Source organism: Alcanivorax sp. IL3, from assembly GCF_047495465.1.
Lineage (GTDB): Bacteria > Pseudomonadota > Gammaproteobacteria > Pseudomonadales > Alcanivoracaceae > Alcanivorax > Alcanivorax jadensis.
In genome coordinates, this window is record NZ_CP179931.1 from 2,573,103 (window position 1) to 2,594,286 (window position 21,184).

Sequence of the window (21,184 nt, forward strand, 5' to 3'; positions counted from 1 at the left end):
GTGGCCTCAACGCATCACAAACCCCGCAAACAACACCGCGAAACCACCCACCTCGGCCACGATCAACGACACCATGAATGTGGACATGGCCAGCTCTGGCACACTACCGCCACCGAGACGATGGGGGCGCTGCAACTGATTACGGGTGTCCTGCAGGAAGCCGTGGATAATATAGCTGCCGATGGCCAGGCCAAAAAACACCACGTTTGCCAGCACCGCCAGCGTATTGATCCAGTCGTCCCAGACGCTGAGCAGCGCAAAGCGCTCCAGTACCAGACAGGCAAATGCATACATCAGGCTGGCCCGGTGGGCCACGTCCACATAGTAATGCGCCCGACCCTTTTCATTGGTAGCGATCTGCCAGTACTTCCACACCCCGGTCAGCAGCCCCGTCAGAAAGTAAATACCGCAACCCCACAACGCCCATTGGTCTGCTGTCATTCTGCTCTCTCCTTATAATTCGAAAAAATGCGCCAGGGTAGCCAGCATTTGCGGCTGGGCATGGCAATAACGTCGACGCCCTTCCCGCTCAACCCGGATAAGCCCGGCCTCGGCCAGCTCACGGACATGGTGGGATACCGTGGGTGCACCAATGTTGAGACGCTGCATGAAATCCCCGAAGGCACAGCCCGCCGGCACTTTCGCCAGATCCGCATGACCATGGGCACGACAGTGCTCCAGAATCACTTGATAGATACGCAAGCGGTTGGGGTTCGACAGGGCACGAAAGGCCGCTGCCAACTGATCCGCTGAACTCTCCGGTATGTCTTTCTGTGCCAAAACCGACACCTCCACACAAAATGGTTTGACGGGTATAAAACTAACTTATAGTTTGACCATCATCAAACTATATAGCTGCTGACCTGCACAGGTCGCTGGAGGACAATCGTGAGCCACGCGGACACTCTCGGACAATCACTGGCCCTGCCCTGCGGAATAACGCTGAAAAATCGCTTCGCCAAATCTGCCATGAGCGAAGCGCTGGGCACCATCGATAATCATGTCACCCCCGCACTGGAGCGGCTCTACGGTCGCTGGGCCCAGGGCGGTACCGGACTGCTGATTACCGGCAACATCATGATTGACCGCAACCACACCGGCGAGCCCCGTAACGTAGTACTGGAAGATGAGCGCGACATGACCCTGCTGAAACGCTGGGCCGAGGCCGGCAAAAACCAGGGCAATGATATCTGGGTGCAACTCAACCACCCGGGCAAGCAGATCCCGCGCATGCTCGCCAGCGGTGATACCCTGGCCCCCTCCGCTGTCCCCTTCGGCAAGGAGCTCAAAAGCGCCTTCAAGACGCCACGGGCGCTCACAGAAGATGAAATCTTCGACATCATCCGCCGTTTCGCTACCAGCTCGGCACTAGCCAAGAAGGCCGGCTTCACCGGCGTGCAGATTCATGGCGCTCACGGTTACCTGGTCAGCCAGTTCCTGTCCGGCCATCACAACCGTCGCAACGATAAATGGGGCGGCTCCCTGGAAAACCGCATGCGTTTTCCGCTGGAGATCTATCGCGCCATCCGTGACGCCGTTGGCCCGGATTACCCGGTGAGCATCAAGCTCAACTCTGCGGATTTCCAGCGTGGTGGTTTCACCGAAGAAGAATCCATGACCGTAGCGGAAACCCTGGCCAATGAAGGTCTGGATCTGCTGGAGATTTCCGGCGGTAACTACGAAAACCCGGCCATGGCCGGCGCCAAAGGCGTGCGCGAAAGTACGGTGAAGCGGGAAGCCTATTTCCTGGATTACGCCCAGGCGATTCGCAAGCGGGTCTCCACGCCACTGATGGTGACTGGCGGCTTCCGCTCAGCCGAGGCCATGGCACAAGCCGTGGAAAGCGGCGCCACCGACCTGGTTGGTATTGCCCGCCCCCTGGCAGTGGAACCAGATCTGGCCAATCGCATTCTCGCCGGCCAGGAAGGCGTTATAAGCCGGGTCACACCGCGCAAGACAGGCATCAAGATGATCGACGAGATGGCCATGATGGAAGTCTCCTGGTTTTCCCGTCAGTTGCACCGCATGGGCAAGGGACAGGACCCGAAACCGGATGAAAGCGTGCTGCTATCGTTGTTCAAGGTGATCACGGAGATGGGTATCGGCAGCTTCAAGACCCGACGGTTGCGGGCAAACAGCTGAAAGGCAGTGAATAGTTAATAGCGAAAAACACAAAAAAGCCCTTGCCGAGATTTGCCGGCAAGGGCTTTTTTGTAGGAGCGGCGCTTGAGCCGCGAACCTGCTTGCGAAAACATTCCCAGGGACGCTTCGCGGCTCAAGCGCCGCTCCTACATCCCGCCCTTAAAGGGCCGCGGCTACTTCCGCACCCTGCTTGATGGCGCGCTTGGCGTCTAGCTCTGCAGCCAGGTCGGCACCGCCGATCAGGTGGAAGTTTTTCGCTTCTTCCTGATACAGCTCGCGCAGGGATTCCTGACCGGCACAGATCACCACGTGGTCCACATCCAGTACCCGGCTTTCCTCGCCGATCTTGATATGCAGGCCGGCATCATCGATTTTCTCGTAGCTGCAACCTTTCAGCATGTCCACGTTGCGGGATTTCAGGGTGGCGCGATGCACCCAGCCGGAGGTCTTGCCCAGATCCTTGCCCAACGAGGTCGGTTTACGCTGTAGCAGCGTGATCTGCCGGGCGGGTTTTTCCACCTCCGGCTCAACCAGGCCACCGGGTGCATTGCTATCCATGTCCACGCCCCACTCCTTCATCCACTCCGGCAAGGGCTGCTCGCCGTCACGGGGGTGTTCAGCCAGGAATTCGGACACATCAAACCCGATACCGCCGGCACCGATCACCGCCACTTTCTCACCCACCTTCGCCTTGCCACGCAGTACATCCACGTAGGACAGCACCTTGGGGTGATCGATGCCGGGGATACCCGGCGTACGCGGCAGTACACCAGTGGCGATGACGATTTCATCAAAGCCCTGGGCCTGCAGATCTGCCACTTCCACCCGGGTATTGAGTTTCAGGGTCACCCCGGTGTTTTCAATTCGCTTGCTGAAATAGCGAATGGTGTTGTGGAACTCTTCCTTGCCCGGCACTACCTTGGCCATATTGAACTGGCCGCCGATCTCGCCAGCCTGATCAAACAGGGTCACATCGTGACCCCGCTCTGCCGCCACCGTGGCACAGGACAGGCCCGCCGGGCCGGCGCCGACTACCGCCACCTTCTTGGGCTTGGCAGTGCGCAGATAAAGCAGCTCGGTTTCGTGACAGGCACGGGGATTGACCAGACAGGATGCCCGCTTGAGCTGGAAGGTGTGATCCAGACAGGCCTGGTTACAGGCAATACAGGTATTGATCTCGTCGGCCTTGCCCTGCTCGGTCTTCTTCACGAAGTCCGGGTCCGCCAACAACTGACGGGCCATGGACACCGCATCCGCCTGACCGCTCTTGAGAATCTCTTCCGCCACATCCGGATCGTTGATGCGGTTGGAGGCGACCACCGGAATGGACACCACCTCTTTCACCTGGCGGGTGGCTTCGGCAAAGGCTGCCCGGGGCACAGAGGTCACGATGGTAGGCACACGGGCCTCGTGCCAGCCGATACCGGAGTTCAACAGACTGCTGCCGGCTGCTTCCAGGGCCTTGGCCAGTTCCAGCACTTCTTCGCGGGTGGAGCCTTCCGGCACCAGATCAATCACCGACATGCGGAACATGATGATGAAATCATCGCCACAACGCTTGCGGATTTCGCGGACGATTTCCACCGGGAAACGACGGCGATTTTCTGCATTGCCGCCGTACTTGTCCTTGCGTTTGTTGGTGCGCGGCGCGGTGAACTGGTTAATCAGATAACCTTCGGACCCCATGATTTCCACACCGTCATAACCGGCCTTCTTGGCCAGGTAGGCAGTGTGGGCAAAATCTTTCACCGTCTGCTCCACTTCCTTGGTGGACATGGCCTTGGGCTTGAACGGGTTGATCGGGCTCTTGATCGCCGAGGCGGAACGGGAGAACGGGTGGTAGCTGTAACGGCCCGCATGAAGCACCTGCAGGGCAATCTTGCCCCCTTCCCGGTGCACCGCATCGGTGACCTTGCGGTGGTTCATCACATCAAAGCGGCTGTTGAACAGCCCGGAGAACGGGTAGAACCACCCTTTCTTGTTCGGGTTGAAGCCACCGGTAACAATCAAGCCAACACCGCCACGGGCACGCTCGGCAAAGTAAGCCGCAAGCTTGGGAAACTGCCAGAAGCGGTCTTCCAGACCGGTGTGCATGGACCCCATGATCACCCGGTTCTTGAGCTGGGTATGGCCCAGATCCAGGGGGGAAAGCAGGTTGGAATAGCGGTCGGATGTCATGGTGTGTGCTCCGTATCGTCACCAGAGATGGCTACGCGTTAATTATCTGGACGGCGTCAAGTTAATGGCTTATTTTGACACTGTCAAGATTATTGCTGAAACTAGTGTTTGAACAGAATAGGCATTTTTACCACAGAGACCACCGGGTTCACTGAATGGAAACCACCGCAGACTCTGTCTGGTGGGTAACTTGCCACAGGATAATCACGCCAGGATCATTTTCATGTCACGACCCGCGCGCTATCACCACGGCGACCTGCATTCCACCCTGCTCCGGGAAGCCAACCGGCTGCTGGACGAGGATGGCATTAATGGCCTGTCCCTGCGCAAGCTGGCGGAACGGGCCGGCGTCTCCCGTACCGCACCCTACCACCATTTCCGTGACAAGAATGCGCTGCTCTGCGCTCTGGCGACCCAGGCGTTCAGCCAACTGGATGAAATGATCGGTCGGCAATTACAGGGGGAAGGCTCGAAAGAACGGATTCAGCACTTTGTCCGCGAGTATCTGCGCTTTGCCACCGAACACCCGGAACAGTACGAGCTGATGTTCGGCCGCACCATCTGGAAAAGCGGGGCTCCCACCGAGGAACTGAAGGCGGTGGCCTATCGCAGCTTCCGCAACTATGCCGAACGGCTTGGGAGCCAGCTTCAGGGACGACTGCCCGCTGACACCGACCCCCTGCGTGTGGCCCAGGCCAGCTGGGCCACCGTCCATGGCCTGTGCCGCCTTCTGATCGATGGTATCTACGTGAACCGGGAAGACATAGAAGCCGTCAGCGAACAGTCAGTGGCACTGATCATGGCCGCCCTGGCCCCTTCAGCATGATCGGCTAACGACTTTGTTGCAGAAATGTCCGTAGCCCCGCCATATAGCGATCAAAAGCTTCGAACTGGGGCACATGGCCAATACCCTCCAGTTCCACCAGGGTGGCATCGGGTATGCGCTGGGCAGTCTTTTCGCCCAGCTGGTCGTAGCGGCCCAGGGTCTCACGAATCCCCTCAGGAGCCCGGTTACGTCCCAGGGCAGTTCGATCACGGGTACCGATAACAAGCAGCGTGGGCACCGCAAGGCGGTCAAAATCCTGCACCACCGGCTGGCTGAAAATCATGTCGTAGTGTAGCGCCGAGCTCCAGGCAATACGGGGATAATCCGGCCCTCGAATCCAGCCCTGTTGCAGGGTCAGCAGCGGGTCGTAGGCCTCCTTCCACTGACCATCAAAATAGCTGGCGGTCATGTAGCTCTTCACTTTTTCCGGGGTCTTGTTCAGCTCCCCCTGATACCAGACATCCACGGACTGCCATGGCACCTGCTTCTGCTGCCAGTCTTCCAGGCCGATGGGATTGACCAGCACGAGCCCATCGCTGCGCTCCGGAAACATCAGCGCAAAACGGGTAGCCAGCATGCCGCCCATGGAATGTCCCACCACCGTGACGCTGTCCACTTTTAGTGTGTCCAGCAGGCGACGGGTGTGGTCCGCCAGGGTCTGAAAGCTGTATTGGAAATGTGCCGGCTTGGAGGACTTGCCGAAACCGATCTGGTCCGGCACCACCACGCGGTAACCGTCGGCCAGCAATTCGATGATGGTGCGCTCCCAGTAGGCACCGGAAAAATTCTTGCCGTGCAGAAGCAGCACCGTTTTTCCATTGCCCTGTTTCGGCGCCACATCCATGTAGGCCATTTGCAGATCCTGTTGCTGATCGTTCAGGCTCAGCGTCTGCACCGGGAAGGGATAGGAGAAATCCGTCAGACGGGCATCAAGGGACAGCGGGGCAGCGACCAGGCGTCCGGCCAGCAACAGTCCCGCCAGCACCAGCCACAGTGGCTGTACTTTCATGGGGCGCTCCTTATCAGGCGTTGTCAGGTGTTTATGGTCCGAGTGCTATTGCCGCACCGGGGTTCCCGGCCAACCAGGATTATGGCCAGGGGGCCTCTGAATAACTTCCTGCGGCCGGGACCGGCAACCGCAGTTCCACCCGCAGACCTCCCCAGGCGCTCTCCCCCAGGGACAGCTCGCCCCCGTAAGCCGCCACGGTATCGCTGACAATGGCCAGCCCCAGGCCATCCCCCGGAGTGCGTTCGTCCAGGCGCTGACCACGCTGCAGCACTTGCTGGCGTCGCTCTGGCGCAATACCCGGGCCATCATCCTCCACGCACAGGTGCAGATGCCCGTCGCGGTCATCCAGGGTCAGGCGAATGCGGCTATCCGCCCACTTGAAGGCGTTATCCAGCAGGTTGCCCAGCACTTCCAGCATATCGTCCCGCTCCAGTGGCTGAGCGGGCAACTGATCGCCCTCCACCACCACTTGCAGAGAACGGTGATGTGCCCGCTCCAGCGTCGTTAAAAGCAGGGGCACATGGTCGGCAGGACAAAACCGGTTGCTGGCTGTCACGCCGGCCGCCACGCGGGCCCGCCCCAGAGCCCGGCGGATAGTCGCTTCCATCTGACCCAGCTGCTCTTCCAGCAATGCATGAAGAGCCGGGTCAGCGGTTTTCAGTGGTTCATTGCAGCGATTTTTCAGCACCGCCAACGGGGTTTTCAGCGCGTGCCCAAGGTCACCCAAAGCGTGACGGGAGCGCTGCAGCTGCTGCTCGGTATGACGCTGCAGCCGATTGATTTCCAGCACCAGCGGATGCAGCTCCAGCGCCACGTCTTCATTAAGCGCATTGCGCTGCCCACCGCGAAGTTGTTCGATTTCCTTGCGCGCTTGTCGCAATGGCGACAACCCCCGGCGCAACAACCACTGCTGCACCACAGCCAACGCCAGCAATACCACCAACCAGGCGATCAGCACGGCGGTGCGGGTACGGCTGTACGCTGTCATTACCGGGGTGTAATCCTGGGCCACAACGATCGTCACCGGCTGATCATTCATCCGGTACTCACCACGATAACGCAGTAACTGCTGACTACCCGGGCCTGGCTGCAGCGCCTCGTCCATGCCGGGGAGGCCCGGCAGTGTTAGCGTGGCGTCCCACAGGGACCGGGAACGCCAGCGGCTGTCAGCCACTTCCACCACAAAATAACGCCCGGACAGAGGCCGCCGATAGGCCGGATGCAGACGGGTCGGGTCGAGGGTGAGCTCATCATTCTGCCCCCGGCCGATGGCGGTGAGCACTCCGGCAGCATCGTCACGGAGCGAATCGCTTAGCGCTTCACGCTGCTCCCGCTCCAGCCACCACAGTGCCCCCTGGCTAATCAACAACCCTGCCAGCAGCAAGCTGACAAACAGGCTGATACCCAAGCGGCGGCCAATGGATCTCATCCGTCGCCCCCGATGAACACATAGCCCTGCCCCCGGCGGGTTTCGATCGCACCCTTGCCGAGTTTGCGGCGCAGCCGGTTTACATGCACTTCCAGCACATTGGAATCCCGGTCACTTTCGTTGTCATAGAGGTGGGAAGCCAGTTGCCCCTTGGAAAGCAACCGACCCGGGTTATGCATGAAATACCGCAACATGCGGAACTCGGCACCGGTCAGCGTCATTTCCTGCTCACCCTGCCAGACGCTCTGGCGCTGCTCATCCAGTGTCAGGCTGCCGACGCGCAGGCGCGAGTCATTGACGTTGCCATGGGTGCGCCGCAGCAGGGCCTGTACCCGCAACAATAATTCATCCGGGTGGAAGGGTTTGGTCAGGTAGTCGTCAGCGCCCACTTGCAGGCCCTCGATCTTTTCCGACCAGCTATCCCGGGCGGTGAGAATCAGCACCGGCACGCCCAGGCCCTCTGCCCGCCACTGACGCAATACCTGCAGCCCGCCCATGCCGGGCAAGCCCAGGTCGAGAATCACCAGATCGAAAGGATCATCGTGCGCCTTTACCAGTGCATCCCGGCCATCAGCCAGCCAGTCCACCGCATAACCGTGCTCACGCAACATGGGGATCAGTTGATCAGCCAGGGATACGCTGTCTTCCACCAACATCAACCGCATCAATCGTCTCGCTCATCGTCCAGCCAGGTTCCGTCACGGGCATCGATTTCCAGCTCACGAACCACACGCTCACGGGTCAGTAACTCGATTTCGTAGACAAGAATACCGTCATCCCGCTCCAGCTCCACCTCCAGCAGGCGGGCATCCGGGTAACGATCATGGATAGCGTCCAGTACGGTTGCAAAAGGCAGCACAAGGCCCTGCTCTCGTAATCGCAGGGCCTCTTCGTGGCCGACATCATCTGCGGTCAGCGAAGGGGACATCAGGCCAAGCAGGACGAGAAGACTCGCCCTGCCGGCCAGGATCGGGATTGGCAAGGGATCAGTCCCGCTCATCCTTCAGCACATCGCCGGTACTGGCATCAATGTCCACGTCCCATTCCTGCCCCTGGCCATCACGCAGCTCCACCTGGTAGATGTAGCGGCCATATTCATTTTCCAGGTCGGTATCGGTGATCTGTGCTTCCGGGTGCTTGTCCAGAGCCACCTTGTCGAGCGTCTCCAGTGACTGAATCGTGCCGTCTTTCACCAGTTGTGGCACTTGCTGGTGGGGAACATCATCAGCATAAACGGTGCCGGCGGCAGCCACGCCAAGCAGGGCTGCGATCAGAGTGGTTCGGGTCAATGTCATGGTGTTTCTCCTTTCCTTTTGGGTTGGGTTTCCCTGTCGGGATTGAGAACACTGTACGAGTACAACCTGAATCTACCCTGAACGGTAACTGAAACCAGCATGAATGGGTGGGCAGATATCCCCGTCGTATATTTCGGGCATAAAAAAACCGGCCCGAAGGCCGGTTTTTCTGAGTCATGCCAGCGATTACTTCTCGAGAATCGCTACCACGCCCTGGCCGCCAGCAGCACACACGGAGATCAGTGCGCGGCCGGAGCCTTTTTCGTTCAGCAGCTTGGCAGCGTTGGCGATGATACGGCCACCGGTAGCAGCGAACGGGTGACCGGCTGCCAGTGAGGAGCCTTTCACGTTCAGCTTGCTGCGATCGATGCTGCCCAGCGCTTTCTTGCGGCCCAGTTTTTCCTTGCAGAAGGTCTCGTCTTCCCAGGATTTCAGGGTAGACAGTACCTGGGACGCAAAGGCTTCGTGGATTTCGTAGAAATCGAAGTCCTGCAGGGTCAGGTCCAGCTTGTCCAGCATGCTCGGCACGGCGTATGCCGGGGCCATCAGCAGGCCTTCTTTCTTGCCGATGAAGTCCACGGCTGCGGCTTCACCGATGGTCAGGTAGGCCAGTACCGGCAGGCCACGCTCTTTGGCCCACTCTTCGGTGGCCAGCAGTACCGTGGAAGCACCGTCGGTCAGCGGGGTGGAGTTGGCCGGGGTCATGGTGCCGTCCGGGCCGCCGAAGCAAGGCTTCAGGGTAGCCAGTTTTTCCAGGGTGGAATCACCGCGCATGTTGTTGTCGCGTTCCAGACCCTTGAAAGGAGTGATCAGGTCATCCTGCCAGCCATCTTCATAGGACTTGGCCAGGTTCTGGTGGGATTTCCACGCCAGCTCGTCCTGATCTTCACGGGCAATGCCCCACTCCTTGGCGGTGAGTGCCTGGTGCTCGCCCATGGACAGGCCGGTGCGCGGCTCGCCGTTCTTGGGAATGTCGGGCATCAGGGATTTCGGGTTGAGCAGCTTCAGGCCCAGCTTGGCGCGCTCGCCGTTGGTCTTGGCACGGTTCAGAGCCATGAACACCTTGCGGGCGTCTTCGTTCACACCCAGGGGCGCGTCAGAAGTGGTATCCACACCGCCAGCGATGGCGCAATCGATTTGCCCCAGGGCGATCTTGTTAGCCACCAGGATGGCCGCTTCCAGGCCGGTGCCGCAGGCTTGCTGCAGGTCATAGGCCGGAGTTTCCGGGGCCAGCTTGGAACCCAGCACGCATTCGCGCACCAGGTTGAAGTCACGGGCGTGCTTCATGACTGCACCGGCAGCCACTTCGTCGATTTTCTCGCCGTGCAGCTTGAAACGATCCACCAGACCGTCGATGGCAGCAGTCAGCATGTCCTGGTTGCTGGTATCAACATAGGCGGAGTTGGAACGGGCAAACGGGATACGGTTACCGCCGATAATGGCAACCTTACGTACGGCTTTACCTGCCAGCATAGTCATGTCCTCTAAAGATGGCGGTGAGCAACAACAGCGTGAAAACGCTTAAGTATTCACTCGAATGGGCGCAGTCTACCCGCAACCGGCACGGCCTCATTGGCTCAAACGCCTGTTTGACTACCGGCGCCGGTCAATACACCCGCCACATTGCAGTGATTCAATACGCGCCAGTGTGCGACAGGGCTGACCGTCATGCCCTACGAAAGAAGTCTTATTTTGACCATTCTTTCTCCGGCACCCCTTTAAACCTGTCCCGGTTGACATAAGGTTAAGCGGGACTCATTCATCATTTGATGGCAAAGGACAGGACCATGAGCGATACCTATCAGGCGATTGCCAATTCCTCTATGGGCAAGGCGCTGTTTGGCGCAATCAACCTCCCTATTCCGGTCATTCTCGAGCGCTGGCAGCCGGGCCAGGCTTCCTTCATCAAGGGCCGCGTGCTGGTAGGTGCCGCCAACGGTTCCACCGGTATCGATACCGTACTGGCGACCCTGAATGGGGCTCCGGAAGCACAGGTCGCAGTACTGGCCAACACCGGTAACGCCACCGAGCTGCAGAAGAAAGCCGGCAAGCTGGGCGTGAGCGCGGACAACTACACCGCCAACCGCGAAGACGATGCCAAGTTCAAGGGCCTGGTATTCGATGCTACCGGCATCCAGAACCCGGACGAGCTGAAAGCCCTGTGGGAATTCTTCCACCCGGTGATCCGCAAGCTGGATAAATGTGCCCGCGTTGTGGTCATCGGCCGCACCCCGGAAAAACAGACTGGCGCTGCCCGCGTAGCCCAGCGTGCCCTGGAAGGTTTCACCCGCTCCGTGGGCAAGGAAATCAAGAAAGGCGCCACCGCCCAGCTGGTGTATGTAGACGAAGGCGCAGAAGCGCAACTGGCGTCTCCCCTGCACTTCTTCCTGTCACCGAAATCTGCCTACGTATCCGGCCAGGTGGTTCGCGCCACCGAAGCGGGCTTCAAGGCTGCCAAGTTTGACTGGGACAAGCCGCTGGCCGGCAAGAAAGCCCTGGTAACCGGTGGCTCCCGTGGTATCGGTGCTGCTATTGCCGAAGTACTGGCCCGTGACGGCGCTACCGTTACCGTGCTGGATATTCCGCCCATGGCCGACGACCTGAACCAGGTGGCCGGGCAGATCGGTGGCGATACCCTGGAACTGGACATCACCGCTGACGACGCCCCTGCCACCATCGCCGCCAAGGCCAAGGAAATCGGCGGCTACGATGTGGTCGTGCACAACGCTGGTGTCACCCGCGACAAGATGCTGGGCAACATGCCAGAGAAATTCTGGGACATGGTGCTGAACATCAACATCGCCAGCCAGCTGCGCATCAACGAAAAACTGCTGGCTGACGGCGGCATGGGCAAAGGTGGCCGTATCATCTCCATCAGCTCCATCGCCGGTATCGCCGGTAACCTGGGCCAGACCAACTACGGCACCTCCAAGGCAGCCGTGATCGGCATGATCGACGCCTACAAAGATGAGTACGCCGAGAAAGGCATCACCATCAACGCCGTGGCGCCGGGCTTCATCGAAACCCAGATGACCGCCGCCATCCCCTTCACCATCCGTGAAGCGGGCCGTCGCATGAACGCCATGAACCAGGGCGGTCAGCCGGTGGATGTAGCCGAAACCATCGCCTTCTTTGCCAGCCCGGCCTCTCAGGGTCTGACCGGTAACGTAGTGCGTGTGTGTGGTCAGATGCTGCTGGGTGCCTAAACCCAGAAGCAAGTTGAAAGTTTCGAGTTGCGACGCGACTTGAGACTTTTGCCACACGATCAACAAAAGAGCCGCGCCGAAAGGTGCGGCTTTTTTGTGTCTGGGTTGTGCTCCCAATCTATCAACGATAGCCGCTGTAGGAACGGAGCGTAGCGGAGTAACACACGTAGTTCCGTGCGGCCCGAAGGGTGAGCGTAGCGAATAACTTCTCTTGAAGGGCGAACCGTGTGTGAACGCGGGAATCAACCGAAGGATGATCAGACGCTGACTCGACAGGTTTTAAAAAAGGGTGCGGGAACGGATATGTCTGCCGCCTCGCTTCGCTCGGTTCGCTCCTCGTCACTCGAGACTGATGTTAAAAAGCCCCGCCAGGCTATCCCCGGCAGGGCGCGGAAGATCCCGTGCTCTCCCGCAACGAGGCGCTACAACATCAGCGCGGTAACTGTCATGCCGCTTTCGCCAATTTTTCTTCGCGCTTCTTTTTGGCTTTCGCCGCCCCACCCGGCATGTACTGGCGCACATCCCAGAAGAAATAGCGTTTCAGCACGCTGTTGGCCTCGTCATCCTTCTGGCGCCAGCCGTAGACGTCAGGCTTTTGCTTTTCGATGGCCAGGGTGCCGAAGATCAGCCAGTCGTAGATCGCCAGCGTGGAGGTCACATTCTTGGCGGAATTGGGGCCACGGGAATGGTGGTGGTGATGCTGGGTCGGGAAGGTCAGCACATGGGCCAGCGCCCACATGGTCTTGCGCACCCAGGCCCACTGGTGATTATGGAAGTAGAGATCCCAGTTCCAGTTCACATGGGTCTGCGCGGCCCAGATGCCCTTGATGGCGGTGCCGACCAGAAACACTTCCACCAGGCCCAGATACAGGCACACCAGCTGGAAGGTGTAATTCGGCATGATCAGCCACCAGGCCCAACCATTCACAAAGGTCTGGGTCACTGACAGTTGGCCCTTGTTGTCCTGGCCACCAGCCAGATGGTGGGGACGATGGCTCATCTTGTAGAACGCCTGCACCCATTGCAGGAAACGGTTCTTCGGTCGGCGGCTATGGGCAAACAGGTGAAATGCGCCGTGAATCAACTCTTCAATGCAGAAGAAGACGATCAGTGTCGGCCAGAAATACTGCGCTTCCAGCCAGGCCAGAGAACCGGCACTGCCGGGAAACAGCCGGGAAAGCCCCAGCGTCAGCAGCAGCAACACCAGGGGGCGCTGCACGGCCACCATCATGAAGGTGGCCAGAAAAGCGATTTTCCAGTCCTGCCGGGTCTTTTTACCGTCGCGGGTGCGGCCGGCCACCAGCTCCCAGATTGCTGTCAGAATGATGAATACCGTTACAAAGGCGGTCAGTTGCTGATCCATTGTTATTCTCCGGTTTAATCCTGTCGTTGCGCACACCCCAGAAAATAACCAGCTGGCACTCCTTTTCCTAATTGATATTTGATATAAGTAATATCCATGAAGCTGAACTTACGCAGTATCGACCTGAACCTGCTTCCCGTCTTCGCTGCCATCATGGAAGCTGGGCAACTGTCGCGAGCCGCCGACCAACTGGGGATGAGTCAACCCGCTATCAGCGCGGCGCTGCAACGGCTGCGTCACACCCTGGACGACGAGCTGTTTGTGCGAACCCGCCAGGGGATGGAACCCACTCCCCGCGCCCGGGAATTGCACCTGCTGCTCGCTCCCCAACTGGCGTCCCTGGGCGATGTCCTCGATCCAGGCAACCGCTTTGATCCCACCAGCAGCCAGCGCCATTTCCGGCTGCTCAGCGCGGATTACTTCGAGATGGTGATGCTGCCACCACTACTGCAGCGCATTCGCCACCGGGCACCTAACGTGGTGCTGGAAATCGCCCCCGCCGGCGACAACATGGCCGAGATGCTGCACAAGGCCCACGCCGACCTGGCCGTGGATGCTTTCGTCCAGGAAGACAGCCGACTCCACCGTGAGGTCCTGGTGGAAGAAAACCTGGTGGTGGTGGCGCGCCGAGGCCACCCTCTCTTCAAGGGGCGCTGCAGTAAATCACGATTTCTGGAGGCCGAGCATGTGGTGCTGCCTGACCGTAACCGCCGTCTGCCGCTGGACCAGATTCTCAACGCACCAGGCTGGCAGCGCCGCACCGGTGCCCGGGTGACCCAGTTTGCCAGCATGCTGGCCGTCAGCGCCCGCTCGGACATGATCGGCACCGTTCCCGAACGCCTGGCACGCCATTACGCCGAGGCGCTGCAATTGCAGGTATTGCCTTTTCCCGTGTCGATCCCCCCGGTACCGATTTATATGCTCTGGGCAGAAGCCCAGGAACGTGACCCCGCCCATCGCTGGCTGCGCCAGCAACTGACCGATTCCATGGCCCCGGAACCAGCCCCTTGAATCCCTGTCCAATTAACACCATCTTGAGACACATATACCTCTGACACAGGACACCCCATGGGTTTCGGTCGCATTTTCTTCTTCATCTTCGGTTTTGCCCTGCTGGAAGTGCTGGTGCTGGCGAAAGTGGCTAGCCTGATTGGCTGGCCGATCACTATCGTCGCCACCGTGGTTACCGCCCTGTTGGGTAGCTACCTGTTCCGCCGCCAGGGGCTGGAGACCTGGATACGTCTCAACCAGCGTATGCAACAGGGCGACATGCCCGGCCAGGAAATGGTGGAAGGGATCATGCTGCTGCTCGGCGGCGCCCTGCTGATCACCCCCGGCTTCATCACCGATGCGGTGGGCTTTGCCCTACTGCTGCCGGGCTCGCGCCGTGCCATGGCCCGCAAGGTCATCGAGAAAGGCACCCTGCAGGGCTTCACCACCATGCAGGGTGGCGGCTTCACCTATAGCCGTTACACCCAGCAAGGCCCCAACCCCTTCCAGCAACCGCCCCGACAGGACGATGGCAATGTGACCATTGAGGGGGAGGCACACAGGGAAAAAAATGAATAATTAATAGTGAATAATTAATAACTCGCGGGGCAGGATCGCGGCTTTTCCAAACACATGAGTCCGCGCCCAGACTCCGTGCGCGGCCTCTGGCATTGCAAACCTGAGAACAGACCTCGCGAACTATTAACTATTCATTCCCCCCACCTGCGACACTTTGCCACATTGGCCAACGCCCCGATTTTGCCAATAATGCCCCCGCCATCATCCGGGGGTTCCATGCATCGTCGTGTTTTCACCAGTATCCTGCTCAGCAGTCTCTCCTCGTTGCACGCCAATGAGCTGGAGACCATTTCTGTCAGTCAGTCCGGTTCAGCGCTGGATAGTCCGGCCTCTGCGCTCAGCAGTCAGATCACCGCTGCCGAGGTGGCGGACATCAACACTGCAGACAGCGAGGACGTGATCAAGTACCAGCCCAACCTGATGGTACGGAAACGCTTTATCGGCGACCGCAACGGCCTGCTTACCTTCCGCGATATGCACAATTTCCAGACCCCGCGCGCACTGGTTTACAGCGACGGGCTGCTGCTCAGTAATTTTCTCGGCGCCAACTTTGGCACGGCTCCCCGCTGGGATGTGGTGCAGCCCCGGGAAATCGATCGGGTGGAGATTCTCTACGGTCCCTACTCTGCCCGTTACAGCGGCAACAGCCTGGGCGGTGTCACCGTGTTCCACACCACGATGCCCAGCCAGCCAATGGCCCACCTCAGTGCCGGTACCTTTTTGCAGGACTTCGACGACTACGGCACTGACGAGTCGTATCTGGGCCATCGGTTGAACGCCGTGGTCGGCAATCGCAAAGGTGCCTGGAGCCTGCTGCTGGCCGCCAGCCGGCTGGAAAACGAAAGCCATCCGCAGAGCTTCGGTCTCACCCGTGGACCCGGCGCCAATCCCGGCACCCCGGTAACCGGGGCCTACCCCTATTCCCAGGGCGGCTATCTCTACAATGCGGCCAGCGGCAGCGAGGTGACCGAGCAGAACCTGAAACTGAAGCTGGGCTACGACCTGACCCGCGATCTGCAGGCCCGCCTCACCCTGGCCTGGCTGGACCGCCGTGATGAAACCCTGACACCCCAGACTTACCTGCGCGATGCCAATGGCAGCCTGATCTACAATGGCGATGTGACCATCAACGGTGAGGATTTTGCCGTCACCAGTCAGCGACTGGGCCTGAGCGAAAGCCAGGATCTGATCACCGGCCTGGAGCTGGATGGCAAGCTGGGTAATGGCTGGGACATCCAGACCGGCGTATCCGACTACCGGGTACTGGACGACACCAGCCGTCGCTCCGGCACCGATTTCGCGGTGGCCAGGGTCGGCGGCCCCGGCACCTTCAGTGATGACCAGGGCACTGGCTGGCAGACCTTCGACCTGAATCTGGGACATCGCCACGATGGCGGCTGGCTGGGCCAGCGAGTGGCCTTCGGTTACCACATCGACCGCTACCGCCTGGACGAGATCAACTACGACACCAGCGAGTGGCGTACCACCCGGGGCCGCACCCTGAAAAGCGCCTCCCAGGGCGAAACCCGCACCCAGGCCCTGTTTATCGAAAACCAATGGGCACTCACCGACAAACTGGATCTGACACTGGGTGGTCGTCAGGAATGGTGGCAGGCCAGCGACGGTCGTCTGGTCCAGAACGGTGCCTCCGCTGCCTATCCGCAACGCCACGAACAGGCCTTTTCTCCCAAGGCCAGCCTGAGCTATCGGCCAACCGGCGACTGGCTCACCAGCCTGTCCCTGGGCAAGGCTCACCGCTTCGCCACCGTGGGTGAACTTTACCAGGGCAGCCTGGATAACAATGGCGACTTCAATGCGGCCTTCGACCCGAATCTGAAAACCGAGGTGGGCCTGAGCAAGAATCTGATGGTGAAGCACTTCTTCCCATTGGCAACGGTGACCGTGAACCTGTGGGAAAACGACGTGGACGATGCCATCTTCCGGCAGACCAACGTTTTCACTGGGGTAAACAACTTCCAGAACATCGATCGGGTGCGCTCACGGGGCATCGAGTTCATCGCCAACTGGCCGGACCTGCTGGTGGACGGTCTGACCGTGGACTTCAACGTCTCCTACACCCGCGCCATTATCGAAGACAACGCCGCCCAGCCGGCCTCTGAAGGCAAGCAGTTCCCCCGCGTTCCCCGCTGGCGTGCCAACCTGCTGGCCCGCTACCAGGCCACACAAAAACTGAACCTGAGCAGTGGCCTGCGCTACGCCAGTGATCCCTATGACAGTCTGGATAACAGCGACGGCGATGCGGAAGGTTTCGGCTTTACCGACGACTATCTGGTGCTGGATGTACGCGGGCGCTACCAGCTGGATAATCACATCAGCGTGGCGCTGGGCATGGATAATGTCACCGATCATCGCTACTACGTGTTTCACCCCTACCCGGGCCGCACCTTGTTTGCCGAAGTTAACTGGGATTACTGATGCCGTATCGAGCACTCGCCTGCCTGACACTCACACTGCTGGCCATGGCGCCCGCAGTGTCAGCGCATTCTGCCCACAGCCACAACACCAAGGCGGCCTGCGAAGACCGCATTGCCCCCGCATGCGGTCGCGCCCCGACCCCGGCCTTCGATCATGATGGCAAGCTCTGGTGGGTCTGGTATCAGCAGGATCATATTCGTGTGCAACAGCAAGGCGGCGAACCGCGGATCGTCAACCCGGAACCGGAAGCGGTGGATGACCAGGGCGAAGATCGCCCGCAAATCGCCTTCGGCCCGGACAATCAAATCTACCTGCTATGGACCAAAAAACCGGACACACCCTGGACCGGGCATATCCGTTTCAGCCGCTCCCTGGATGGCGGCAACAGCTTCAGCGAACCGGTGACCATCAATGACGATCGCCGCACCATCGCCCACCGCTTTCCGGCCATGGCCGTCAACGACGACGGCGAGCTGTTCCTGGTGTGGGTGGACAAACGCGACCAGCAGAACGCCAAAGACGCAGGCCAGGACTATGTGGGCGCGGCGCTTTACTACACCCACTCCACAGACCACGGCGCCAGCTTCGCCCGCAATCAGCGCCTGGCCGCCCATTCCTGTGAATGCTGCCGGCTGGCCATGAGCATTGATGAGCAAGGCCTGCCAGTAATTCTCTACCGCCAGGTGTTCACCGGCGGCATCCGCGACCACGCCCTGATCCGCTTCCGGGATGCCACCACCCCAGAGCCCATCGAACGGGCCAGCGACGATCAATGGCAACTCAACGGCTGCCCCCACCATGGTCCGGCGCTGGCCATGGACGGCAACCGCCGTCATCAGCTCTGGTTCACCGCCGGACAAAAACGCCAGGGCCTGTTCTACCAGCGCAGCGGAGACAGCCCGATAAAACTGGGCGGCCCCGCCGCGGCCCACGGCCAGGTAGCGGTGCTGGGTGATACCGTGGCACTGGCGTGGAAGGATCTGGACGATGGGGAACGCAGCGTTATCCGTTTGAAACTGTCCTGGGATGGCGGAAAGCGCTGGAATGACGTGCGCTCCCTGCTGTACACCCGCAACGGTTCCGACCACCCCTTGTTGATCAGCAATGGCGAGCAGATTTTTCTCGCCTGGCGCACCGACGATGAAGGCAACCAGTTGGTAGCGATTAGCGGAGAAAGCCAATGAAACACCTGACGCTTTTCATGATGCTGCTGGCTTTCTCCTGCTTCGCCACGGCCCTGGAGCCACTGCACCGGGGGGGCTACCAGCAGGTCCTGGAGCAGCATCCACGCCCCGTACTGGTGGTGCTCTGGTCGGTGGACTGCCCGCCCTGTTATGACGAACTGGCTGCCCTGGGTCGACTGCATCAGGAAGGCGAGACGTTGCCGGTGGTGCTGGTCAACACCGACACCCTGCGCAGCAGCGATGATGTGGCCGCCACCCTGCAGCGACATAACACCGACGCCCTGCCCAACTACCAGTTCGCCGATCCAATCCCCGCCCGACAACGCCGGGAAATCGACCCGAACTGGTACGGCGAACTGCCGCGCAGCTATCTGATCGAGGAAGACAGCACCCAGGGGCACAGCGGCACCCTCACCGAAGAACGCCTGCGCCAGTGGCTGCAAAGCCTGTCTGCCGACAATAGCCAGCACAGCTTCTGAGGCTATTAAATACATTAGGGCTATGTTTTTATTTTCCGTAGGAGCGCCGCTCCTACAGTCTGACTTAACTACCGGCTTACTAACTGATCGCTGGCAGGGAAAACGATTCGCCATGCGAGCATGGCTCCTACATCGCTCTCAACGGCGCTCTACCAGACATCAAGGGGTCTTGCGGGTTAGCAAGCCCTCCCCCACCCCTGCTAAACTCCGCGCCTTCCAACCGACCCAGCCCGCCCGGCGGAGGCGCCATGAGCCCGTTACTCAACCCCATCGTCTGGTCCGTGATTCTGCTCATGGGCCTGAGCATTGCGCGCATGAATGTGGTGCTGGCGCTGCTGTGCGCGGCGCTGGTGGCAGGCATTGGTGGTGGGCTGGATCTGGAAAGCACTCTGGCGGCCTTTGGCGACGGCCTGGGTGGCGGCGCCAATATCGCCCTGAGCTATGCCTTGCTCGGTGCCTTTGCGGTAGCCATTGCCCGTTCCGGCATTACCGAATGGCTGGCCGCCCGCATCATCGCCCGGCTGGGTCGCACCCCGGCCCCACACCAGCTACGCCGGATTCGTACCCTGCTGCTCACCGTGCTGCTGGCTGCCGCCATCATGAGCCAGAACCTGGTGCCCATTCATATCGCCTTTATCCCCATCCTGGTGCCGCCGTTGCTGGAGGTGATGCACCAGCTGCGCCTGGATCGACGACTGGCCGCCTGCGTGCTCACCTTCGGGCTGATCACGCCCTACATGGTGTTGCCGGTGGGCTTCGGCAGTATTTTCCTGCATGCCCAGCTCGGCCCCAGCCTGGCAAAAGCCGGCCTTGAGATTCCCAAAGGAGAACTGCCGCTAGCCATGCTGCTGCCCGCGGCGGGCATGGTGGTGGGTTTGATTCTGGCGTTCATCCGCTATCGCAAGCCCCGCGATTACCGGCCGGTAGAGCTCCCCGGCGAGGAACAACACGTCTCGCTCTCGCCGCGCAACGTCATCGTCGCCGCCATCGCCCTGGCCGCCGCCTTGGCACTACAGCTTTACAGCGACTCCATTATTCTCGGTGCCCTGGTGGGGTTTCTGGTGTTTACAGCGGGGGTGTAGTGCCCTGGCGGGAATCCCAGGATGCCTTTACCCAGGGCGTGAAAATGATGTCCCTGATCGGTTTTATCATGATTGCCGCCAACGGCTATGCCGCGGTGGTAGGCGCCAGCGGGCAGGTGCCCGTGCTGGTGGAAAGCGTGACCAGCGGCCTGCAAAGTCCACCATTGGCAGCGGCGCTGTTATTACTGCTCGGCCTGTTTGTGACGCTGGGGATTGGCTCGTCGTTCTCCACCATCCCCATCATCACCACCCTGTATGTGCCGCTCTGCCTGGCACTGGGTTTCTCCCCGCTGGCCACCGCCGCCCTGGTCGGAAGCGCTGCCGCGCTGGGAGATGCGGGCTCCCCGGCCTCGGACTCCACGCTGGGGCCCACCGCCGGCCTGAATGCCGATGGTCAGCACGACCATATCCGCGACACGGTGATTCCCACTTTTATTCATTACAACCTGCCACTGATCGCCGCAGGTTGGCTGGCTGCCATGGTGCTCTGAATAAAGCGTCCGCTAGCTTGACCGTTGGAGCCTTTTTCACAAGGCTTCAACGAACCAACAAACGCTACAGCTCCGAATTACTTACTCTTCCACATACGGGCCACCGCCTTGTCACTGCCCAACAAACCCACCACTTCACACACCAGACCCACCGCCAGGAAAACAGCGACAGGAATCAGCCCGCCATACAGCTGCGCCACCAGCGTTGCCGCCAGGGCCCCGGTAGCAAGCACCAGAAACAATGTACCGACCACAATCAGAATTTTTCGATGCGAGGGGCGATAGGCATAGCTGTCATCACCAGACTCAAAGGGGGTGAGAATGGGAGAGAAAACTTTGCGCAGAGACTCTTTCACTGGTTAACACCGACTAAACGTTTTGATGGATGCCCCACCACCCGGTGAGGCGAAGAATTACGGCACCCTTGCATGGTGACGCCTGAAAATATTTCTACGATAAATCGCAAAAAGGCGCCACTGGCGCCTTTCTTTTGCT

At 60.0% G+C, this 21,184-nt stretch carries 19 protein-coding genes and 1 pseudogene; 9 read left to right on the forward strand and 11 right to left on the reverse strand.

All coding sequences use genetic code 11. The annotated features are described in order from the left end of the window. Window positions 1-6: 6 nt before the first annotated feature. Together ACMG4M_RS11970 and ACMG4M_RS11975 are read right to left on the reverse strand one after the other, a co-directional pair. On the reverse strand, window positions 7-441 hold the full coding sequence (locus tag ACMG4M_RS11970; RefSeq protein ID WP_277672757.1) for a hypothetical protein: 435 nt from the start codon (window positions 439-441) through the stop codon (window positions 7-9). A 12-nt stretch (window positions 442-453) separates the two neighbouring features. Beyond that, window positions 454-789: an ArsR/SmtB family transcription factor gene (locus ACMG4M_RS11975; protein WP_414430088.1), complete on the reverse strand. Its 336-nt coding sequence runs from the start codon at window positions 787-789 to the stop codon at window positions 454-456. Window positions 790-888: 99 nt separating this feature from the next. On the opposite strand from ACMG4M_RS11975, the gene ACMG4M_RS11980 reads away from it, so the two are divergent. After that, the gene (locus ACMG4M_RS11980; protein ID WP_414430089.1) at window positions 889-2,142 is read left to right on the forward strand and encodes an NADH:flavin oxidoreductase/NADH oxidase family protein; all 1,254 of its coding nucleotides are present in this window, start codon (window positions 889-891) and stop codon (window positions 2,140-2,142) included. A gap of 159 nt (window positions 2,143-2,301) precedes the next feature. Here ACMG4M_RS11980 and ACMG4M_RS11985 read toward each other — a convergent pair whose 3' ends face one another. After that, window positions 2,302-4,320 (reverse strand): FAD-dependent oxidoreductase, encoded by a 2,019-nt coding sequence (locus ACMG4M_RS11985; protein WP_414430090.1) that lies wholly within the window; start codon window positions 4,318-4,320, stop codon window positions 2,302-2,304. A gap of 223 nt (window positions 4,321-4,543) precedes the next feature. Between ACMG4M_RS11985 and ACMG4M_RS11990 the strand changes: the two genes are divergently transcribed. After that, entirely contained in the window at window positions 4,544-5,146 is a 603-nt protein-coding gene (locus ACMG4M_RS11990) for a TetR/AcrR family transcriptional regulator (protein WP_414430091.1), read from the forward strand. 4 nt (window positions 5,147-5,150) lie between these two features. Here ACMG4M_RS11990 and ACMG4M_RS11995 read toward each other — a convergent pair whose 3' ends face one another. The 6 genes from ACMG4M_RS11995 to ACMG4M_RS12020 all read right to left on the reverse strand — a co-directional run bounded on the left by ACMG4M_RS11995 (window position 5,151) and on the right by ACMG4M_RS12020 (window position 10,352). Further along, window positions 5,151-6,155, reverse strand: a complete 1,005-nt coding sequence (locus ACMG4M_RS11995; protein ID WP_414430092.1) for an alpha/beta fold hydrolase — start codon at window positions 6,153-6,155, stop codon at window positions 5,151-5,153. A 79-nt stretch (window positions 6,156-6,234) separates the two neighbouring features. After that, window positions 6,235-7,584 carry an ATP-binding protein gene (locus ACMG4M_RS12000; protein WP_414430093.1) on the reverse strand — a complete coding sequence of 450 codons (1,350 nt, stop codon included), beginning with the start codon at window positions 7,582-7,584 and terminating at the stop codon, window positions 6,235-6,237. Continuing rightward, a complete protein-coding gene (locus tag ACMG4M_RS12005; RefSeq protein ID WP_035246642.1) occupies window positions 7,581-8,249 on the reverse strand; it encodes a response regulator transcription factor in 669 nt (222 codons plus the stop codon). The genes ACMG4M_RS12000 and ACMG4M_RS12005 overlap by 4 nt, the downstream gene beginning before the upstream one ends. Beyond that, on the reverse strand, window positions 8,249-8,566 hold the full coding sequence (locus ACMG4M_RS12010; protein WP_414430094.1) for a PepSY domain-containing protein: 318 nt from the start codon (window positions 8,564-8,566) through the stop codon (window positions 8,249-8,251). Before ACMG4M_RS12010 ends, ACMG4M_RS12005 begins: the two co-directional genes overlap by 1 nt. 4 nt (window positions 8,567-8,570) lie before the next feature. Then, complete coding sequence (locus ACMG4M_RS12015; RefSeq protein WP_414430095.1) at window positions 8,571-8,879, reverse strand: PepSY domain-containing protein; 309 nt, start codon at window positions 8,877-8,879, stop codon at window positions 8,571-8,573. Window positions 8,880-9,065: 186 nt separating this feature from the next. Further along, entirely contained in the window at window positions 9,066-10,352 is a 1,287-nt protein-coding gene (locus tag ACMG4M_RS12020; protein ID WP_035246635.1) for an acetyl-CoA C-acetyltransferase, read from the reverse strand. Window positions 10,353-10,666: 314 nt separating this feature from the next. On the opposite strand from ACMG4M_RS12020, the gene ACMG4M_RS12025 reads away from it, so the two are divergent. Continuing rightward, window positions 10,667-12,085 carry a 3-oxoacyl-ACP reductase gene (locus ACMG4M_RS12025; protein ID WP_414430096.1) on the forward strand — a complete coding sequence of 473 codons (1,419 nt, stop codon included), beginning with the start codon at window positions 10,667-10,669 and terminating at the stop codon, window positions 12,083-12,085. 445 nt (window positions 12,086-12,530) lie between these two features. Here ACMG4M_RS12025 and ACMG4M_RS12030 read toward each other — a convergent pair whose 3' ends face one another. Continuing rightward, on the reverse strand, window positions 12,531-13,448 hold the full coding sequence (locus ACMG4M_RS12030) for a sterol desaturase family protein (protein WP_272961474.1): 918 nt from the start codon (window positions 13,446-13,448) through the stop codon (window positions 12,531-12,533). A 96-nt stretch (window positions 13,449-13,544) separates the two neighbouring features. Between ACMG4M_RS12030 and ACMG4M_RS12035 the strand changes: the two genes are divergently transcribed. From ACMG4M_RS12035 to ACMG4M_RS12060, 6 genes and pseudogenes are all read left to right on the forward strand, one after another. Further along, window positions 13,545-14,459 carry a LysR family transcriptional regulator gene (locus tag ACMG4M_RS12035; protein ID WP_414430097.1) on the forward strand — a complete coding sequence of 305 codons (915 nt, stop codon included), beginning with the start codon at window positions 13,545-13,547 and terminating at the stop codon, window positions 14,457-14,459. Window positions 14,460-14,516: 57 nt separating this feature from the next. Further along, window positions 14,517-15,017: an FxsA family protein gene (locus ACMG4M_RS12040; protein ID WP_414430098.1), complete on the forward strand. Its 501-nt coding sequence runs from the start codon at window positions 14,517-14,519 to the stop codon at window positions 15,015-15,017. 216 nt (window positions 15,018-15,233) lie between these two features. Beyond that, a complete protein-coding gene (locus tag ACMG4M_RS12045; protein ID WP_414430099.1) occupies window positions 15,234-17,453 on the forward strand; it encodes a TonB-dependent receptor in 2,220 nt (739 codons plus the stop codon). Then, a complete protein-coding gene (locus ACMG4M_RS12050; protein WP_414430100.1) occupies window positions 17,453-18,637 on the forward strand; it encodes a sialidase family protein in 1,185 nt (394 codons plus the stop codon). Before ACMG4M_RS12045 ends, ACMG4M_RS12050 begins: the two co-directional genes overlap by 1 nt. Further along, window positions 18,634-19,116, forward strand: a complete 483-nt coding sequence (locus ACMG4M_RS12055) for a TlpA family protein disulfide reductase (protein WP_414430101.1) — start codon at window positions 18,634-18,636, stop codon at window positions 19,114-19,116. The genes ACMG4M_RS12050 and ACMG4M_RS12055 overlap by 4 nt, the downstream gene beginning before the upstream one ends. Before the next feature lie 248 nt (window positions 19,117-19,364). Beyond that, window positions 19,365-20,689 (forward strand): annotated as a pseudogene (locus ACMG4M_RS12060) (Na+/H+ antiporter family protein). A gap of 77 nt (window positions 20,690-20,766) precedes the next feature. On the opposite strand, the gene ACMG4M_RS12065 reads toward ACMG4M_RS12060, so the two are convergent. Beyond that, a complete protein-coding gene (locus tag ACMG4M_RS12065; protein ID WP_035246619.1) occupies window positions 20,767-21,045 on the reverse strand; it encodes a hypothetical protein in 279 nt (92 codons plus the stop codon). Window positions 21,046-21,184 lie beyond the last annotated feature (139 nt).

Bases quoted from the DNA above. Each gene is read 5' to 3' on its own strand.
- ACMG4M_RS11970 (WP_277672757.1), bottom strand. From the start codon at position 441: ATGACAGCAGACCAATGGGCGTTGTGGGGTTGCGGTATTTACTTTCTG.
- ACMG4M_RS11985 (WP_414430090.1), bottom strand. From the start codon at position 4,320: ATGACATCCGACCGCTATTCCAACCTGCTTTCCCCCCTGGATCTGGGC.
- ACMG4M_RS11990 (WP_414430091.1), top strand. From the start codon at position 4,544: ATGTCACGACCCGCGCGCTATCACCACGGCGACCTGCATTCCACCCTG.
- ACMG4M_RS11995 (WP_414430092.1), bottom strand. From the start codon at position 6,155: ATGAAAGTACAGCCACTGTGGCTGGTGCTGGCGGGACTGTTGCTGGCC.
- ACMG4M_RS12000 (WP_414430093.1), bottom strand. From the start codon at position 7,584: ATGAGATCCATTGGCCGCCGCTTGGGTATCAGCCTGTTTGTCAGCTTG.
- ACMG4M_RS12005 (WP_035246642.1), bottom strand. From the start codon at position 8,249: ATGCGGTTGATGTTGGTGGAAGACAGCGTATCCCTGGCTGATCAACTG.
- ACMG4M_RS12015 (WP_414430095.1), bottom strand. From the start codon at position 8,879: ATGACATTGACCCGAACCACTCTGATCGCAGCCCTGCTTGGCGTGGCT.
- ACMG4M_RS12020 (WP_035246635.1), bottom strand. From the start codon at position 10,352: ATGCTGGCAGGTAAAGCCGTACGTAAGGTTGCCATTATCGGCGGTAAC.
- ACMG4M_RS12025 (WP_414430096.1), top strand. From the start codon at position 10,667: ATGAGCGATACCTATCAGGCGATTGCCAATTCCTCTATGGGCAAGGCG.
- ACMG4M_RS12030 (WP_272961474.1), bottom strand. From the start codon at position 13,448: ATGGATCAGCAACTGACCGCCTTTGTAACGGTATTCATCATTCTGACA.
- ACMG4M_RS12035 (WP_414430097.1), top strand. From the start codon at position 13,545: ATGAAGCTGAACTTACGCAGTATCGACCTGAACCTGCTTCCCGTCTTC.
- ACMG4M_RS12040 (WP_414430098.1), top strand. From the start codon at position 14,517: ATGGGTTTCGGTCGCATTTTCTTCTTCATCTTCGGTTTTGCCCTGCTG.
- ACMG4M_RS12045 (WP_414430099.1), top strand. From the start codon at position 15,234: ATGCATCGTCGTGTTTTCACCAGTATCCTGCTCAGCAGTCTCTCCTCG.
- ACMG4M_RS12050 (WP_414430100.1), top strand. From the start codon at position 17,453: ATGCCGTATCGAGCACTCGCCTGCCTGACACTCACACTGCTGGCCATG.
- ACMG4M_RS12055 (WP_414430101.1), top strand. From the start codon at position 18,634: ATGAAACACCTGACGCTTTTCATGATGCTGCTGGCTTTCTCCTGCTTC.